Source organism: Thermodesulfobacteriota bacterium (genome assembly GCA_026415035.1).
GTDB lineage: Bacteria > Desulfobacterota > BSN033 > BSN033 > UBA1163 > RBG-16-49-23.
The window spans coordinates 55,900-72,615 of record JAOAHX010000006.1 but is presented as its reverse complement, the minus strand read 5'-3'; the positions used below and the strand labels follow the sequence as shown (position 1 = coordinate 72,615).

The window sequence follows — 16,716 nt, the reverse complement described above, 5'->3', positions numbered from 1 at the left end:
TTGAAAAAATGATTCAACCTCTCATTCATAGACCTTCTCTTCGTCGCCTTCTAAGTCGCCGGCATCGGCCTCGACATCCCTCGCCTGGCCCGTCTGTTCCAACACCTCTTTATAATACTCGTGCTGGATGAGGAGGTTCATCACCTCGTTCGTCCCGGTCCAGATCATTTGGAGCCTCGCATCCCGGAAGAAGCGCTCGATGGGATAGACGTTCGTATACCCGATGCCGCCCATCACCTGCATCGAATGGTTGACGACCTCCCAGAGCATCTCCGTCGAGATCTTCTTGGCCTCGGAGACCATCCTCCTCGAATCGAGCCCTGAATCGACATGCTTTGCGGTCACATAGACGAGGCTTCTTGCGGCATCCAATCTCGCGATCGAATCGGCGATTTTGAAACTGACCGCCTGAAACCTCCGGATGGGCTCGCCGAAGGCCTTTCTCCTGTGGCTGTAACGGGTGGCGATCTCCAAACAGCACCTTGCCATGCCCAGGGCCCCGGCCGCGGTTGTCAGTCGTTCGGGGATCATCATCCGGTTGAAGACGAGAAAACCTCCGTTTAAGGGCCCTACCAGGTTGCTGGCCGGCACACGGGTGTCCCTGAAATAGAGACGGCCTGTCCCTCCTCCACGGGAGCCAAGAAGCCCGTAGACATGTTTCACCTCGACCCCCATCTTCCTCTCGACGATGAAGCAGGAGATCGACTTATGGGGCTCTGCCTCGGGCGCGGTCTTGGCATAGACCAGAAAGTAGTCGGCCCCTTCGGCGCCCACCACGAACCTCTTCTGGCCGCTGAGGATAAAATCATCACCGTCCCTTCTCGCAAGGGTCGTGGCCCCGAAGAAGTCCGAACCGCCCCTGGGCTCGGTCAGGGCCTCGGCGCAGCAGAGCTTTCCTTCGATCGTGGGCTTGAGGTACCTCTCCTTCTGTTCGGGAGTGCCGAACTCGTGGATCGCCTCGCCCACGATGCTCACCAGGGAATAGAGGCAGGCCATGCCCGAGCCGAGCACCCCGATCTCCTCGATCGCCGCTACCTCTGCGGTCCAACTCATTCCCCTTCCGCCCCACTCCTTCGAAAATCGAAGCCCGAGGAGGTTTTCCGAGGCCAGGGCCTCCATGTACTCCTTCGGATACCTCACCTCTTCCGCATCCATCGCCCGAATCAAGGAGCTCGGAACCCTCTCTTTCACGAACCTCCGCACTTCCTGTTTCAGCCATTTCTCCTCTTCGGTGAGCAAGATGTCAAACATAACCGACCCCTCCCCAAGGTGGCGAATGCCGAGATGGATGACCGATAGCATTCTTTACCCAAAACCCCTCCAGAATCAAGGGATCTTTTGTTGACAAAGGGGGCACAAAAGGGATAAGCGGTATCTCCCCACGGCCAAATCGACCGCCCTTCTGGCCTTTCCCCCCGGCGGGTCTCTACCGCTATGGCGAGAACACCTGGAGAAAGATCCCTTCGTTCCTTTATAGTGCCTCGGAAGATTCATGGAGAGGGGATTCGGGGCCCAAACCTTTCTGGTTAAGGCCCTTCGAAATCGATGAGGAGACCTTCCGGCTCCCATCGGAATCTATCCAAATCCTCTTGATATCTTTTGGAGAATCGATTATAGTTGCCCAAGATGAACTCGGGGATGAGGCATCGATAGAAAAAAAACCGCAAAAAGGGGCTCGGAGGCCTCGGTTGCGGTTTTTTTTATTAATAATCCTTAGAAGATTCATCGTCCCACCTGGCCCGATTATTTCCTCAACGGGAGTCGTTAAATTAGGGTCAAAACCGATCCAACAGGAGAGGAGAAAGATATGGAAAATCGGGACCCAGAGATGACCGACCTCCTCGAGTTTAACGGAGACGATCCAGCCCCCCTTTCCGAAGACCTGGGCATCGAGTTTCTCGACGAACTTCCGGTCATTGACCTCGAGGAAGAAGGTCCCTCCTTATCCGAAGATGAGGAGCCTGAGGCCGACTCCTTAAACTCCCAGGTCAAATCGGTCGATCCCGTTCAGATCTATTTGAAAGAGATGGGCTCTTACCCCTTGTTGACCCGCGAGGGAGAGGTGGAGGTGGCCAAGCGAATCGAAAGTGGAAAGGAAGAGATCCTACGCATCGTCCTCAACTGCCCCGTGGCCATCCAGGAGATCATCGCCCTCGGGGAGGGGCTCCGGATGGGCAACATGAGGGTCGGCGAGATCACCAGCGAGGTCGAAGATGAAGGCGACATGGTGAGAGAAGAGCGGTACCTAAAGCGAAGGCTGCTCTACCTCATCGATAAAATCCGGAGGGAGACCGAGGCCCTTCGAAAACTCCAGAGGAGATGGAAAACCCTGAAAAGGAGCGCTTCGAAGAGGGCGATCGAGGCGGAGATCCAGAAAAAACAGGAGGAGGTGATCCGCCTCTTTAAACGGATCAACCTCAAAGAGGGACAGATCGATCGAATCGTCGAAAGGCTGAAACAATTCCATATCGAGCTCGAGAAGGCCCATCAGGAGTGGAGAAAGGTGGGAGAACCGAGGCCGACGGTCGGTGGGCAAAGGGCCCGAATCGCTCGCCACCTCCAGCAGAGAATCCGCCAGATCGAACGGGAATGCGGCCTCTCCTCGAGGGAGCTCAAAGAGGCCATCCGGTCGATCGAAAGGGCCGAACACCAGGTCCGGGAGGCCAAGACCGAATTGATCAAAGCCAACCTGAGGCTGGTGATCTCCATTGCGAAGCGGTATATGAATCGGGGACTTCAGTTCCTCGATCTGATCCAGGAGGGCAATATCGGGTTGATGAGGGCGGTGGAGAAGTTCGAATACCGCCGGGGATACAAGTTCGGCACCTATGCGACCTGGTGGGTCCGCCAGGCCATCCCCCGGGCCATCGCCGATCAGGCCCGCACCATCCGCATCCCCGTCCACATGATCGAGGTGATCAACAAACTGAACCGCGTCTCCCAGGCCCTGGTCCAGGAGATCGGAAGGGAACCGACCCTCGAGGAGATCGCCGAGAGGATGGGCGTCTCCCTCTCCCACCTTCAAAAGATCCTAAAGGCCACGAAGAAGACGATCTCCCTCGAAACGCCCATTGGCGACGAGGAGGAGAGCCGTCTGGAAGATTTTATTGTAGACAAAGATTCCCTCTCGCCTCAGGATGCGACCATCAGTGCCAACCTGACCAAGCAGATCCAGCATGTCTTCTCCACCCTCGACAAGCGGGAGGAGAAGATCCTGAGGATGCGGTTCGGGATCGGCGAGGAGCATGACCACACCCTCGAGGAGGTGGGCCAGGAATTCAAGGTCACCCGGGAGCGGATCCGTCAGATCGAGGAGAAGGCCCTAAAAAAACTGCGCCACCCGAGCCGTGCGGAGAAGCTCAGGAGTTTCATGGAGTGTTGACAGGCTGAAAAGATCCCCCTGAAAGCCCGCTTTTTTAGAATCTCTCCCCTTTGGAGCCACCTTCTTGTCTTGAAGACGCGGAATCGGTTAAGTTTGAATCGATGAAGATCCTCCTCGTCGCGCCCGAGAGGGAGAGGAAGAAGGAAGAGGCCTTTCTCTTCCGACTCGGCTTTCTCAACCTCCCCTACGTGGCCGCGGTCACCCCTCCGGAGATCGAGGTCAAGATCGTGGATGAGGCCTGCGAAAAGATCGACTTCGACGAGAAGGTCGACCTGGTGGGCCTCACGGCCCAGACCCCTTCGGCCCCCCGGGCCTACCAGATTGCCAAAGCGTTCAAGCAGAGGGGGATCCCGGTGGTCATGGGGGGGGTTCATGCGAGCCTGCTTCCGGAGGAGGCCCTCCAGCACGTCGATGCCGTGGTCGTGGGCGAGGCAGAAGGGATTTGGCCCTCGGTGATCGAAGACCTTAGAAGGGGACAATTAAAAAAGATTTACCGGGCCGAAGGATTGGTCGATCCCGCCTCGCTCCCCCTCCCGAGAAGAGAGCTGCTTAAGAGCCAATCCTATTTCCCCCTGAAACTTCTGGAAACGACCAGGGGATGCCCTCATCATTGCGACTTCTGCGGCGTCTCCCTTTTCTTCGGTTATCGGTACCGGAGCCGTCCCCTCCAAGAGATCGATCGGGAGCTGTCGACCCTCTTCCAAAAAGGGCCTGTCATGGACCCATGGTTGAAGAGGGTCCTCTCCTTGTTCAATCGCGATCTGCCTTACTTTCTCAAGAGGAGGCTCCTCTATATCATCGATTCCAATATCGCCGGAGACCGACGGTTTGCCCTCGAGCTGGTCTCCCTGCTGAAATCGTATGACCTGCTCTGGTATGGCCATGCTCCGGTCTCGATCGCCTTCGATCCGAAGCTCCTCAAAGGCTTTGCCGAAAGCGGGTGCATCGCCATCAATCTCGGCTTCGAGTCCTTCTCCCTCAAGAATCTCCAGACGATGGGCAAGGGATTCAATCAACCCTCGCGCTATCTCGAAGCCGTCCAGAGGATCCATGACCACGGCATCGGCATCATGGGGACCTTCATCGTGGGCCTGGACGACGATGACCCGGGCGTCTTTCAGCGCATCATCGATTTCTGCAACGAGGCCAAACTGGACTGGGCCCTCACCTTCATCATGGCCCCTTATCCCGGCACGGAATCGTTTCAACGGTTGGAAAGAGAGGGCAGGATCTTCTGCAGGGATTGGGAGAAATACGACTCCCTCAATGTCGTCTACAAACCCCTGCGGATGTCCGTCGAGGAACTCCAAAGGGGGATGCGGAGGGTCTGGAAGGAGGTCTTTTCTCTCCCCTCGATCTACAGGAGGGTATTGAAGAGGCCTTGGATCCATCCCCTGTTCTATCTCGTCCTAAACCTCCAGTTTCATCAATTGACCAAAAAGTGGTAAAATTAGGTCTGATGAACGTGACCTTCTTCCAAATAGCGACGCTCCTCTACCTCCTCGGGACCCTGGGTTACCTCGCCTATATCCTCTTCTTCAGGGAGTTCCTTTCCAAGCTGGCTTCGGGGATGGTGATCCTCGGCTTTGTCTTTCATACCTTCGCCCTGATCGCCCGCTACCTCGAGGCCGGATATACCCCGGTCACCAACCTTCATGAATCGCTCTCCTTCTATGCCTGGATGATCGTCGGGATCCTGTTGATGGCCACCGTGAGATACCCGATCAAGGTCCTCGGGGCCTTTCTCACCACCATCGCCCTCATCCTCATGCTCTTCGCCTATGCCCTCCCCAAGGAGGTCCTCCCCTTGGCCCCCGTACTGAGAAGCTTCTGGCATCCCTTCCACGTCTTCTTCGCCTTTCTCGGAAACGCCATCTTCACGCTGGCCTTCGGGTGCGGGGTCCTCTATCTCGTTCAAGAACACCAACTCAAATCGAAAAAGGTCGGGGCCTTGGCAAGGAGGCTCCCCTCGCTCAAGGTCCTGGACGACCTCAACTACCAGGCCCTCACCTTCGGGTTTCCCATGCTCACCCTCGGCATCATCACGGGTGCGGTCTGGGCCGAATACGCCTGGGGAAGATACTGGGGATGGGACCCCAAGGAGACCTGGTCGCTCATCACCTGGTTCCTCTATGCGGCCATGCTCCATCAGCGCCTGACGGTCGGCTGGAGGGGGAGAAAGGCCGCGATCATGGCCATCGTTGGCTTTTTCTCCGTCCTCTTCACGTTTTTAGGCGTCAACCTCCTCCTGCCGGGGCTCCACACCTATGCGAACTGGGAGCCCTGACCCAAGCCCATCCGAAGGTGCCGGATCCGTATGCACGAACTCGTCCTCCTCGGTCTGAACCACAAGACAGCGCCCATCGACCTCCGGGAACAGTTGGCCTTTCAGGAGTCCGAGATGGAGACCGCCCTGGCGCGCCTTCGGTCCCTCCCCTCGTTGAAAGAGGGCATGATCCTCTCCACCTGCAATCGGGTGGAACTCTACGGGGTCTCGGGCGAGACCGAAAGGACGATCCGGGATCTCAAGGCCTTTCTCTCCGATTTTCACGGCATCCCTTTGAACCGGTTTGAACAAAACCTCTACCATCAACTCGGGGAAGAGGCGGTGAGACACCTCTTCCGGGTCGCCTCCAGCCTCGACTCGATGGTGGTCGGCGAGCCTCAGATCCTTGGGCAACTCAAGTCCGCGTACGCCATGGCGGCGGAGTCGAAGGCCTCTGGCCTCATCCTCCACCGACTCCTCCATCGTGCCTTCTACGTAGCCAAACGGGTGAGGACCGAAACCCGCATCGGCAACAGCGCGGTCTCCGTAAGCTCCGTGGCCGTCGAATTGGCCCAGAGGATCTTCGAGAGCCTGAAGCAACGAACGGTCCTCTTGCTCGGCGCGGGAGAGATGGCCGAATTGGCGGCGAGGCACCTTCTGGCTCAAGGGGTCGGAAAGATTCTCGTGGTCAATCGAACCTTTGAACGGGCCCTCGCTCTGGCCTCCGAATTCCAGGCCGAAGCCCTCCCTTTCGATCAACTGGAGGAAGGGTTGAAGAGGGCCGATATTGTGATCAGCGCCACCGATTCTCCCCACTACCTCCTCCTCCAATCCCAAATTTCAAAATTGATGAGGATCCGAAAACAGAGGCCGATCTTCTTCATCGACATCGCCGATCCCCGGGATGTCGAACCGGCGGTGGGAGAGCTGGAAAATGTCTACCTCTATAACATCGACGACCTCCAGAAGGTGGCTTACGAGAATATGAAGGACCGGCAGCAGGAGGCCCAGAAGGCGGAGGCGATCGTTCAGGAGGAGGTCGGAAAATTTGTCCGGTGGTACCAATCCCTCGACCTCACCCCCACCATCGTCGCCCTGAGGGAGAAGTGTGAAGAGATCCGAAAGAGGGAGGTGGCCAAGATGCTCGCCCTCCACCCCCAACTCTCGGAGAAGGAGCGACAATCCCTCGAGGCGATGACCCTGGCCATCGTCAACAAGATCCTCCACGGTCCGATCAGCCGGCTCAAAGGCAAGGACGAAGAGGGGATGTCCAACCTCTATGTCGATGCCCTCCGGACGCTCTTTCAGCTTCCGGAGGCCCCTCAACGGGAGAGGAAAGAAAGGACGTTCGATCCGGATGGTCCCTCGTGAACTGAAAATCGGCACCCGGGGAAGCCCCCTCGCCCTCTTTCAGGCCAACTGGGTGAAGGAGAGGCTCGAAGCAAGACACCCTGGTCTCAAGGTCTCCCTGATCAGAATCAAAACGACGGGCGACAAGATCCAGAATGCCCCTCTGTCCAGGATCGGCGGCAAGGGGCTCTTCGTGAAAGAGATCGAGGAGGCCCTCCTCGCGAAAGAGATCGATCTTGCGGTCCACAGCATCAAGGACGTCCCCACAGAGCTTCCCGATGGCCTCCATCTGGCTGCCATCACCCTCAGGGAGGATCCCCGTGACGCCTTCGTTTCAAGAGAGGGCGTGCGCCTGAAGGATCTTCCGCCAGGGGCCAAGATCGGCACAAGCAGCCTCAGGCGCCAGGCCCAACTGCTTCACTTCAGGCCCGACCTGAAATTGATCCCCCTCAGGGGCAATCTCGATACCCGTCTCAAAAAGCTCGCCAAGGGCGACCTCGATGGGATCGTCCTGGCCAGCGCGGGTTTGAGAAGGCTCGGCCTTTTGGAAAGGGCGACGGAGATTCTCTCGACCGAGATCTCCCTTCCGGCCATCGGCCAAGGGGCCCTGGGGATCGAGACCCGGAAAGGGGATGAGGGGGTGGAGGAGAAGATCCGGTTTCTGAACGACAGGGACTCCTCCCTCGCCGTCCTTGCGGAGAGATCGTTCCTGAGGAGGCTGGAAGGGGGCTGTCAGGTGCCCATCGCGGCCTTTGCCCAAGTCGTGGGCTCCTTCCTTCAAATGGACGGATTGGTGGGGACGATCGACGGAAAGAGGCTTCTGCGACACCATCTCGAAGGCCGACCCGAGGAGGCAGAGCGAGTCGGTTTCGAATTGGCGGAGATCCTTCTCGGTCGTGGGGCAAAGGAGATCCTCGACCAAGTCTACGGGAGGTCGCTAACCCCGTGAGGAAAAAACCCCTTTCGGGCAAGACGATCCTCGTCACCCGGGCCCGGGAGCAGTCGGCCGATTTTGCCTCCCGGCTCGAAAGATTGGGGGCCGAGGTGATCCCCTTGCCCATGATCGAAATCGTCCCTCCCCGGAGCTGGGAGGGGATGGACCGGGCGATCTCTTCTCTTCGATCCTACGACTGGATCATCTTCACGAGCGTCAATGGGGTCGCCTTCTTCTTCGATCGATTGAAAGAGATGGGAAAGACCCCTCGTTCCCTTTCCAAGGCAAGGATCTGTGCCATCGGTCCGGCCACGGCCGAGGCCTTAAGAAAGCGAGGGGTCAGGGTAGAGTATATCCCAAAACAGTTTGTGGCCGAATCGATTTTGAGAGGGTTAAAAAGGAAAGGGATCGAGGGCAAACGGATCCTCTTGGCCAGGGCGGAGAGGGCCAGGGAGGTCCTGCCCGAAGGGTTGCAATCGATGGGAGCCCGGGTCGATCAGGTGGAGGCCTACCGGACCGTCAAACCGAAGGGCGCCTCAATACGGCTGAAAAAACTCCTCGGGCAGAGGAAGGTCGACGTCGTCACGTTCACCTCTTCCTCGACGGTCCACCATTTCATCGACCTCCTCAAAGGGGAGGAGGTCCCGGCTTTACTCAAAGGAGTGGCCATCGCCTGCATCGGACCGGTGACCGCCGAAAGCGCGAGGGAGGCGGGTTTGAGGGTTCATATTCAGCCGGAGGTATATACCATCCCTGCTCTGACCCGGGCGATCGAACGATATTTTCGTCGGGAGGCCTATCCGCCCAGGAGGCCGCGATGAGCACCGATCGGGGCCCGATCGAGGTCATCCTCTTCGACCTGGGCAACGTCATCCTGCCCTTCAATCATTATCAGATCGCCGAGAAGCTCTCCCGGTACACGGCCAATCCCTCCTATCGGGATCCCCAACGGATCTTCTCCTACCTCTTCGACTTCGAACATGGGGCCATCAACGATTACGAAAAGGGGAGGATCACGACCGACCGCTTCTTCAACGCGTTGAAGGAGGAACTCCAGCTCGGCCTCTCCTTCGAGGAGTTCGCCCCCATCTGGAACGACATCTTCTGGGAGGACGTGGAGGTGAGCGAGACGATCCGGGCGTTGAAAGGAAGAAAGAGGCTCGGCCTCGTCTCCAACACCAACCCCCTCCATTTCGATTACATCCTCTCCAAATTCCCCGTGGTGAGGGAACTGGAGCGGTGGATCCTCTCCCACGAGGTGGGATGGAAAAAACCGGCCAAGGAGATCTTCCAGAGGGCCATCGAGTGGGCAGGCGTCGAACCCGGAAGGATCCTCTTCATCGACGACATGAAAACCCACGTGGAGGCCGCGATCTCGATGGGCATGAAAGGGATCCACTTTCTCTCCTCGGATCAGCTCCGGAAGGAACTCTCCGGAATGTTGGATCGGGGTTGAGTGAGGGGTGGATCCTTCGTCGACGGGGTTGAATCCCGGCCCATCGAAACGGGAACGGAGGCGTTGTCGGATGAAACGAATCGCAGTCCTGACCAGTGGAGGAGATGCGCCCGGCATGAACGCGGCGATCCGGGCCGTGGTTCGAACCGGCATCGGCCATGGCATGGAGGTCTATGGGATCGAGAGGGGCTTTGCGGGATTGATCGCGGGCAGGGCAAGGCGGCTCGGGCCCAGGGACGTGAGCAACATCCTCCAGCACGGAGGCACGGTCCTCGGAAGCTCCCGATCCCCCGAGTTCAAGACCGAAGAGGGGATCGGGAAGGCCCTCGCCTTCCTCCGCCAGATGGGGATCGAAGGCCTGGTGGTGATCGGAGGAAACGGGTCCCAGACAGGCGCCCATGCCCTCTCCCTCAAGGGCTTTCCGGTGGTCGGCGTGGCCTCCACCATCGACAACGACCTCTACGGGTCGGAGATCACGATCGGGGTCGACACCGCCCTCAACATCGCCCTCGAGGCCATCGATCGGCTCAAGGTGACTGCCTCCTCCCACCAGAGGGCGATCCTCGTGGAGGTGATGGGAAGGGATTGTGGCTATCTGGCCCTGATGACCGGGATCGCAGGCGGCGCCGAGGCCATCATCCTCCCGGAGGTCGAGACCGCACCAGAGGCGGTGGCAAGGGAGCTGAGAGAGGCCTACCAACGGGGAAAGTCCCACGCCCTCATCGTCGTGGCCGAGGGCGCCTACTATAACGCCCGGAGGCTCGCCCAATATTTTCAGGAGCATCCCGAACACGGCTTCGAGCTGCGAAGCACCATCCTGGGCTATGTCCAACGGGGCGGAACGCCCACCGCCTTCGATCGCCTCCTCGGAACCCGCCTCGGTTCGGCAGCCGCCGATACCCTGGCCCGAGGGGAGTGCGGGGTGCTCGTGGGCCTCCAGGAAGGGAAAATCACCCTCACCTCGCTCGGCGACGTGGCCTCGAAGAGGAAGCCCCTCGACCTCGAGCTCTTGAAGATGGCCAGGATATTAGCCCAGTGAATCCCCCTTCCTAAAGAAGGAGGCTCTTCTCCTCACCAGGCCTTTGACCACCTCCATCCCGATCGTGAGCACCGCGCAAGCGCCAAAAATGATCCAGAGGTCCTCGAGGGAGGGCTTGTCGATCCCGAAGGTGGCCAGCAACCGGGGGAATTGGAGGATGGCCAAAAGGAGAACGATCTCCCAGGCCAGGGCGATCCAGAGCCATCGGTGCGGGGGCACGGTGAAGACGCTATATTTGGTGGAACGGAGATGGAGGGCGATGACCAGCTCCGTGATGACGAAGAAGAAAAAGATCAACGTCCTCCCGTGGGTCAGATCGGAAAGCTCCCTCAGGAAGAGAAACGAGAGGATCGGGATCTCGACGACGAGGATCATCAGGACGAAGGCCTTCACGTCCCAAGTGAAGACGCTCTCTTTGGGGTCCCGAGGGGGTCTCTGCATGATGTCTGGGTCGGGGGGACTCACCCCGAGGGCAAGGGCCGGCAGCCCATCGGTGGCCAGATTGATGTATAGGATCGCCGCAGGAAGGATCGGAAGATATTCCGGTCCGAGCAGGATCACCATCCCGCCCACAAAGGTCACCTCCACCACATTGCTCTCGAGGAGGTAGATCAGATACTTCTTGATATTGTCGTAGATCCATCGTCCCCGTTCGATGGCCGTCACGATCGTCGCAAAATTATCGTCTGTCAGGATCATGTCGGCTGACTCTTTGGTGATCTCCGTGCCCGTGATCCCCATGGCCACCCCGATGTCGGCCTGTTTCAGGGCGGGCGCATCGTTGACACCATCGCCCGTCATGGCGACGACCTCCCCCCTCCGTTTCCAGGCCTTGACGATCTTCAGTTTGTCCAAAGGGGAGACCCGGGCGTAGACCGTGATGCGATCGACCCTCTCGGTGAGTTCCTCCTCCGAGATCCGCTCCAGCTCCTCGCCTGTCAGGATCGAATCGCCTTCGCGGTAAATCCCCATCTCCTTGGCGATGGCGAGGGCCGTGATCCTGTGGTCGCCCGTGATCATCACCGGCTTGATGCCCACCTGTTGACAGACCCGGATCGCCTCGACCGCCTCCTCCCTGGGCGGGTCGATCATGCCTGCCAGCCCGAGGAAGACCATCCCGGCCTCGACCGATTCGATTTCACATCCGGCTCCTTCCAGACACTCCTTGTAAGCGAACCCGAGGACCCTTAAGGCATCCCGGGCCATCTCCTCGTTCGCCTTGAGGATCTCCGCCCTCTCGGCCTCTCCCAGGGGTCGGAGCTCCCCTTCCACCATCCACCGTTCACACTTGGCCAGAACCTCTTCGGGAGCCCCTTTCATGAAGGCGAGCCTTCGGCCGTCTTTCATCTGGTGGATGGTCGTCATCCTCTTCCTTTCGGAGCTGAAGGGGATCTCCTCGATCCTCGGGTTCTCGCGCCTCGTCTCTTCCTGGCGCATCCCCGCCTTGACCGCTGCCACCACCAGGGCCCCTTCCGTGGGATCGCCCTTGATGGTCCATCTCCCCTCCTCGGCCTCCAAAGAGGAGTCATTGCAGAGCAACCCTCCCAGGAGGAGGAGCCGGAGGCCGGGAAGGTCTTCCGGATGGAGAAGGCCCGACCCTCTCATCTCTCCCTGCGGCGCATAACCCGAGCCCGAAACCTCCACCCAACGGCCTCCGGCCCATATCCTCCGCACCGTCATCTCGCCTCTGGTGAGGGTGCCGGTCTTATCCGTGCAGATCACCGTGGTGCAGCCCAGGGTCTCGACCGCGGGCATCTTACGGATCAGAGCATTCTTCTTGGCCATCTGCCGCATTCCGATCGCCAGGGCGCCGGTCACGATGGCGGAGAGGGCTTCTGGGACCGCGGCCACGGCCAAGGCCACGGTGAACATCGCCATCCGGACGAGGAAGGGGAAATCGACCCTTCCGGTGAGGGCCTCCCGGAGGATGCTGAAGGCGGCCACTAAAAAACAGACCGAAAGGGCGCCGATTCCGAGCCACTTTCCGATCTCCTCCGTCCTTCGCTCGAGTGGCGTCTTCTCCGCCCTGACCGAGGTCACCTGTCCGGCGATCCTTCCCAATTCGGTCTCCATCCCGGTGGAGGTGACGACGGCCATCCCCCTTCCGAAGGTGACGCTGGTGCCCGCAAAGACCATGTTCCTCCGATCGCCAGCCCTCACCCCTTCGGGCAAGGGAGCAATCTCCTTTTCGACGGGAATGGACTCGCCGGTCAGAGCGGCCTCGTCGCATCTCAGGAAGTGGTTCTCCACGATCCTTCCGTCCGCCGGGATCCGGTCTCCTGCCTCCAGGACCAGAAGATCTCCCGGGACCAACTCCCTGATCGTGACCTCCTTCTCTCTGCCCTCCCTTCTCACGGTGATCGTCGGGGTGAGCATCCTCTTCAAGGCCTCCAGGGCCCGATCGGCCCGGTACTCCTGAATGAAGCCGAGGAGGACGCAGAAGAGGAGGATGACAGCGATGATGGCCGCATCGACCGCCTCTCCCACCAGGCCGGAAAGCCCGATGGCCACCATGAGGATGATCAGAAGGGGGTTTTTGAACTGGCGGAAGAAGAGGGAAAGGGGAGAGATCCGTTCTTCCCTTCTCAATTCATTGAAGCCATATCTCCGGAGGCGCCTCTGAACCTCTCCCTCGCTCAGCCCCTGCTCGAGGTTCGTCTCGAGATGCTGAAGAACCTGCTCTGCCTCCATCGAATGCCAGCGACGCATGGCCCACGCTTCCTTTCTCCCGGAACGATGGGATGTCTACTCGAATCCTCGCCTGTGGAATGATCCTTGACCCTACCCGAACAGAGGGACTCTCAACCCTGAGCCCAGCTTCATCCGGGGGTGCGAAGCACCCAGGTGGCAATGGAGAAATAGATCGCTAAACCGACGGCGTCAGCGATGGAGGTGATCAGGGGGCTGCTGGCCACCGCGGGGTCCATTCGAAGTCGACTCAGCAGAAAGGGGAGGACGACCCCGACCAGGTTGGCGACCACCACGATCGAGGCCATGGATAATCCAACGACGATCCCGATCTCGTATCCTCCCTTGAAGACCCCGAGCAACCAAGCCCCCACGCCCATCGTCAACCCGAGGAGGAGGCCCACCCCGATCTCCCGGCTGACGGCCCAGAACCACTCCCGCAGTTTGACATCGCCCATCGCGATGGCCCGGACGATCAAGGTTGCCGACTGGCTGCCCGTATTCCCACCGCTGTCGATCAGGAGGGGGATGAAGAAGGCCAGGACGATCGCCGAGGCCAGGGTCTCCTCGTAGGCCGCGATCACCCCCGAGGAGGCCAGGTTGACCAGCACCAGGGCGATGAGCCACCCGACCCGTTTCCGGTAAAGAGACCAGATGCTCGATTCCCGATAGTTCATCTTCAACGGGGCAACGGCGGCCACCTTCTGAAAGTCCTCGGTCGCCTCCTCCTCGGCCACGTCCATGACGTCATCGACCGTCACGATGCCGACCAGGATCCCCTCCGAATCGACGACCGGAAGGACGTCGAGGTCGTAGTGCTGGATGAGCCGGACCGCCCTCTCCCGGTCTTCGTAGGCGGAGATGCTGACGAAGGCATGATCCATGATCTGTTCAACCGGATCGGACGGCCTGGCAAGGATCAAGCGTCGAAGGGGAAGGTCATCCAACAGTTTCCAGGAGGGATCGACCACGTAGACGACATTGATCGTCTCGCTGTCCTTCCCCCTCGTCCGAATATGGTTGAGGGCCTCCTCCACCGTCCACTCGGGGCGGATGGCCACGTAGTCCGGGGTCATGAGCCTCCCCACGCTCTCTTCGGGATAGCCAAGCAGTTTCAGGGTCTCTTTCCGGTCCTCGGGATCGAGGAGGTTGAGCAATCTCTGGGTGGCCTGTCCCGGGAGCTCCTCGAAGATCTCGGTGCGGTCATCCGGGCTGAGATCGGCCAGAAGAGAGCGGGTCTCCCCGTCCGTCATCTCCTTGAGGAGGGCATCCTTGTGGCTCGACTCCAAATAGGTAAATACCTCGGAAGATAATGGCCTGGGCAAGAGGCGGAAGAGGATGATCCGGTCCTTCTTTCCCAGATCGAGCAACAGATCGGCGATATCCGGGACCGCGATTCCCTTCAGGGCCTCTTTCAACTCGGCCCATCTTCTCTCTTCGATTAAGGCCTGGACCTCCGGTTTGATCAATCGATAAAATTTCATTGAGCCCCCTCTTTCGTCCTCCGAGGCAGATGCCTCCGTCCATCGCCCCCTCTGGGTCACCCAATCCCCCGTCTGTCCGGATCGCCCTCCCTCCGGACCCGTTCCAAACGTCAGGGAGTGTCCATGAACAGGATAGGAGCAGGGAGAGAAGTTCCTCCCCCCTTAAAGGGCTCGCCTCTAACAGACTTATTTGCCCGAGGGGCGGGGGCTTCGGAAGTATTTGAGGAGTTCGGAATCTGACTCGAGGAGGACGGTCGTCTTTCCCTCGAAGAACTTTTCGTAGGCCTGAAGCCTCCGGAGGAAGGAGTAAAACTCCGCGTCCTGTTCGTAAGCGGAGGCATAGATCTCGGTGGCCCGGGCGTCGCCTTCCCCGATAAGCTTCATTTGCTGCTGATAGGCCTTGGCGAGGATGATCTCCCGCTCCTTGTCGGTCTCGGCCCGGATCTCCTTGGCCCGCTGCTCTCCTTCTGCGCGATAACGCTTGGCGATCCGATGCCGTTCCGCCTGCATCCGGGCATAGACGCTGGCCTGGACCTCCTTGGGGAGGTCGGCCCGCTTGATCCTCACATCGATGACCCTTATGCCGAAACGCTTGGCCAGTTCATGGGCATCCCTGGCAACCGCCTCCACGATCTTCTCCCTCTCCTCCCGGATAAACCCGATGAAGGTGTGTTTGGCGATCTCCTGCCTTAAACGGGCCACGAGAATATCCTCAAGCCTGGCCAGCGCCCCTGCTTCGGTCCTCACGCTCCGGTAGAATTCCAAGGGGTCTTCGATCTTCCACCTCGAGATGTGATCGACGACCACCCTTTTCTTGTCGAGGGTGATATACTCCACCGCGGCCGCATCCGTGGTGAGGACCCGTTTGTCGAAGAGGTGCAGTTTTTGAATGAAGGGGATCTTAAAGTGCAACCCCGGCTCTTTGATCGTCCGGACATACTTTCCGAACTGGGTGATGATCGCCTGTTCCTTCTCGTCGATCGTGAAGGCGGAGCCGGAAAGGAGGAGAAGGGTGATCAAGACCAGGAGGATCGTGGCCATCCGTTTCCTTCCATTCATCGCCTACTCCTTTTTTCCTTCCTTCTCTTTGACGGAAGCCCCTTCTTTGAGCGGAAGCCATTTGAGGACCGAGCCTCCGTCGGGGGGGAGGATATACTTCTCCTTACCCGCCAGGATCTTCTCGAGGGTTTCCAGATAGAGCCGCTCCCGGGTGACCTCTCTCCCTTTTCGATAGGCCTTGAGGACATCCAAGTATCGGCCCGCATCTCCCTGGGCCCGGATCACCCGCTGTTCCTTATAGGCCTCTCCAGCCTGGACCATCTGGGCGGCCTCCCCTTTGGCTTTGGGAATGAGGTCCTCCCGGTAACCCTCCGCCTCCCGAACCAATCGCTCCCGGTCTTCCCACGCCCTGACCACATCGTGAAAGGCATCCTTGACCTCCTCGGGCGGATCTACCACGAGGAGCCTCGCCTCAGTCACCATCAGTCCCGTCTCGTATTCATCGAGAAGGGCCTGAAGGTACTTCTTGATCTCGTCCTGAACGACCACCCGGCCCTCGGTCATGGTGAAGTCGATCGTATTTCTTCCCACGACGCTCCGGAGGGCGACCTCCGCGGAGGACTTCAAGACCGCCTCCGGATTTCGAACGCGGAAGAGAAACTGGGAGGGGTCTTTCACCACATACTGGACGAAGAGCTGGGCATCGACGATGTTCTCGTCGCCGGTGAGCATCAGGGCCTCCTTCGGCTCGGGCTTCACCTTTCCAGAATAGGGGTCCGTCCTGAAACCGATCTCGGCCCGTCTCACCTTGGTCAGGTGGACGACGTTGTGGGTCTGAATGGGCCAGGGAAGCCGGTACCGCAACCCAGGAGGCGTCCGGTCCACCTCCTTTCCGAACTGCCGGACCACCCCTTCCTCGCCCGGACCGACGATGTAAATCCCGGAGGCCAGCCAGAGGAGGACTGGAAGGGCCAAGAGGGCGATGAGAAATTTTCTGCTTCCCCACCCCCTGAACCTTTCCCGAACGCCACCCAGGACCTCCTCCATCGTCGGAGGCCTCGACCTTCTCCCGTAATCATCGTCCTGCCAAGCCATCGTCTCGCCTCTTGCGGTGCTAA

The 16,716-nt window shown here is 59.3% G+C and carries 13 protein-coding genes; 8 read left to right on the top strand and 5 right to left on the bottom strand.

The genetic code is table 11. The features are described 5' to 3' along the window. Window positions 1-21: 21 nt before the first annotated feature. Complete coding sequence (locus N3G78_05515) at window positions 22-1,251, bottom strand: acyl-CoA/acyl-ACP dehydrogenase (GenBank protein MCX8117376.1); 1,230 nt, start codon at window positions 1,249-1,251, stop codon at window positions 22-24. Between the two features lie 556 nt (window positions 1,252-1,807). On the opposite strand from N3G78_05515, the gene rpoD reads away from it, so the two are divergent. From rpoD to N3G78_05475, 8 genes are all read left to right on the top strand, one after another. Next, window positions 1,808-3,382, top strand: coding sequence for an RNA polymerase sigma factor RpoD (gene rpoD, locus N3G78_05510; GenBank protein ID MCX8117375.1), 1,575 nt, complete (start codon window positions 1,808-1,810; stop codon window positions 3,380-3,382). Between the two features lie 101 nt (window positions 3,383-3,483). After that, window positions 3,484-4,830: a B12-binding domain-containing radical SAM protein gene (locus N3G78_05505; GenBank protein ID MCX8117374.1), complete on the top strand. Its 1,347-nt coding sequence runs from the start codon at window positions 3,484-3,486 to the stop codon at window positions 4,828-4,830. An 11-nt stretch (window positions 4,831-4,841) separates the two neighbouring features. Then, window positions 4,842-5,669 carry a c-type cytochrome biogenesis protein CcsB gene (gene ccsB, locus N3G78_05500; protein ID MCX8117373.1) on the top strand — a complete coding sequence of 276 codons (828 nt, stop codon included), beginning with the start codon at window positions 4,842-4,844 and terminating at the stop codon, window positions 5,667-5,669. Window positions 5,670-5,699: 30 nt separating this feature from the next. Continuing rightward, entirely contained in the window at window positions 5,700-7,019 is a 1,320-nt protein-coding gene (gene hemA / locus N3G78_05495) for a glutamyl-tRNA reductase (protein MCX8117372.1), read from the top strand. Continuing rightward, window positions 7,006-7,947 (top strand): hydroxymethylbilane synthase, encoded by a 942-nt coding sequence (gene hemC, locus N3G78_05490; GenBank protein ID MCX8117371.1) that lies wholly within the window; start codon window positions 7,006-7,008, stop codon window positions 7,945-7,947. The genes hemA and hemC overlap by 14 nt, the downstream gene beginning before the upstream one ends. Then, entirely contained in the window at window positions 7,944-8,753 is an 810-nt protein-coding gene (locus N3G78_05485) for a uroporphyrinogen-III synthase (protein MCX8117370.1), read from the top strand. Before hemC ends, N3G78_05485 begins: the two co-directional genes overlap by 4 nt. Further along, window positions 8,750-9,388 (top strand): HAD family phosphatase, encoded by a 639-nt coding sequence (locus N3G78_05480; GenBank protein ID MCX8117369.1) that lies wholly within the window; start codon window positions 8,750-8,752, stop codon window positions 9,386-9,388. The genes N3G78_05485 and N3G78_05480 overlap by 4 nt, the downstream gene beginning before the upstream one ends. Before the next feature lie 70 nt (window positions 9,389-9,458). After that, window positions 9,459-10,427: a 6-phosphofructokinase gene (locus tag N3G78_05475; protein MCX8117368.1), complete on the top strand. Its 969-nt coding sequence runs from the start codon at window positions 9,459-9,461 to the stop codon at window positions 10,425-10,427. On the opposite strand, the gene N3G78_05470 is transcribed toward N3G78_05475, so the two are convergent. From N3G78_05470 to hflK, 4 genes are all read right to left on the bottom strand, one after another. Beyond that, entirely contained in the window at window positions 10,416-13,118 is a 2,703-nt protein-coding gene (locus N3G78_05470) for a cation-translocating P-type ATPase (GenBank protein MCX8117367.1), read from the bottom strand. The two genes, N3G78_05475 and N3G78_05470, sit on opposite strands and share 12 nt — an antisense overlap. A 128-nt stretch (window positions 13,119-13,246) precedes the next feature. Continuing rightward, a complete protein-coding gene (mgtE, locus tag N3G78_05465; protein ID MCX8117366.1) occupies window positions 13,247-14,599 on the bottom strand; it encodes a magnesium transporter in 1,353 nt (450 codons plus the stop codon). 186 nt (window positions 14,600-14,785) lie between these two features. Next, window positions 14,786-15,658 carry a protease modulator HflC gene (hflC, locus tag N3G78_05460; GenBank protein MCX8117365.1) on the bottom strand — a complete coding sequence of 291 codons (873 nt, stop codon included), beginning with the start codon at window positions 15,656-15,658 and terminating at the stop codon, window positions 14,786-14,788. A gap of 3 nt (window positions 15,659-15,661) precedes the next feature. Further along, a complete protein-coding gene (gene hflK / locus N3G78_05455; GenBank protein MCX8117364.1) occupies window positions 15,662-16,693 on the bottom strand; it encodes an FtsH protease activity modulator HflK in 1,032 nt (343 codons plus the stop codon). Between the last annotated feature and the right edge of the window lie 23 nt (window positions 16,694-16,716).

Bases quoted from the DNA above. Each gene is read 5' to 3' on its own strand.
- N3G78_05515 (MCX8117376.1), bottom strand. From the start codon at position 1,251: ATGTTTGACATCTTGCTCACCGAAGAGGAGAAATGGCTGAAACAGGAA.
- rpoD (MCX8117375.1), top strand. From the start codon at position 1,808: ATGGAAAATCGGGACCCAGAGATGACCGACCTCCTCGAGTTTAACGGA.
- N3G78_05505 (MCX8117374.1), top strand. From the start codon at position 3,484: ATGAAGATCCTCCTCGTCGCGCCCGAGAGGGAGAGGAAGAAGGAAGAG.
- ccsB (MCX8117373.1), top strand. From the start codon at position 4,842: ATGAACGTGACCTTCTTCCAAATAGCGACGCTCCTCTACCTCCTCGGG.
- hemA (MCX8117372.1), top strand. From the start codon at position 5,700: ATGCACGAACTCGTCCTCCTCGGTCTGAACCACAAGACAGCGCCCATC.
- hemC (MCX8117371.1), top strand. From the start codon at position 7,006: ATGGTCCCTCGTGAACTGAAAATCGGCACCCGGGGAAGCCCCCTCGCC.
- N3G78_05480 (MCX8117369.1), top strand. From the start codon at position 8,750: ATGAGCACCGATCGGGGCCCGATCGAGGTCATCCTCTTCGACCTGGGC.
- N3G78_05475 (MCX8117368.1), top strand. From the start codon at position 9,459: ATGAAACGAATCGCAGTCCTGACCAGTGGAGGAGATGCGCCCGGCATG.
- N3G78_05470 (MCX8117367.1), bottom strand. From the start codon at position 13,118: ATGGAGGCAGAGCAGGTTCTTCAGCATCTCGAGACGAACCTCGAGCAG.
- mgtE (MCX8117366.1), bottom strand. From the start codon at position 14,599: ATGAAATTTTATCGATTGATCAAACCGGAGGTCCAGGCCTTAATCGAA.
- hflC (MCX8117365.1), bottom strand. From the start codon at position 15,658: ATGAATGGAAGGAAACGGATGGCCACGATCCTCCTGGTCTTGATCACC.
- hflK (MCX8117364.1), bottom strand. From the start codon at position 16,693: ATGGCTTGGCAGGACGATGATTACGGGAGAAGGTCGAGGCCTCCGACG.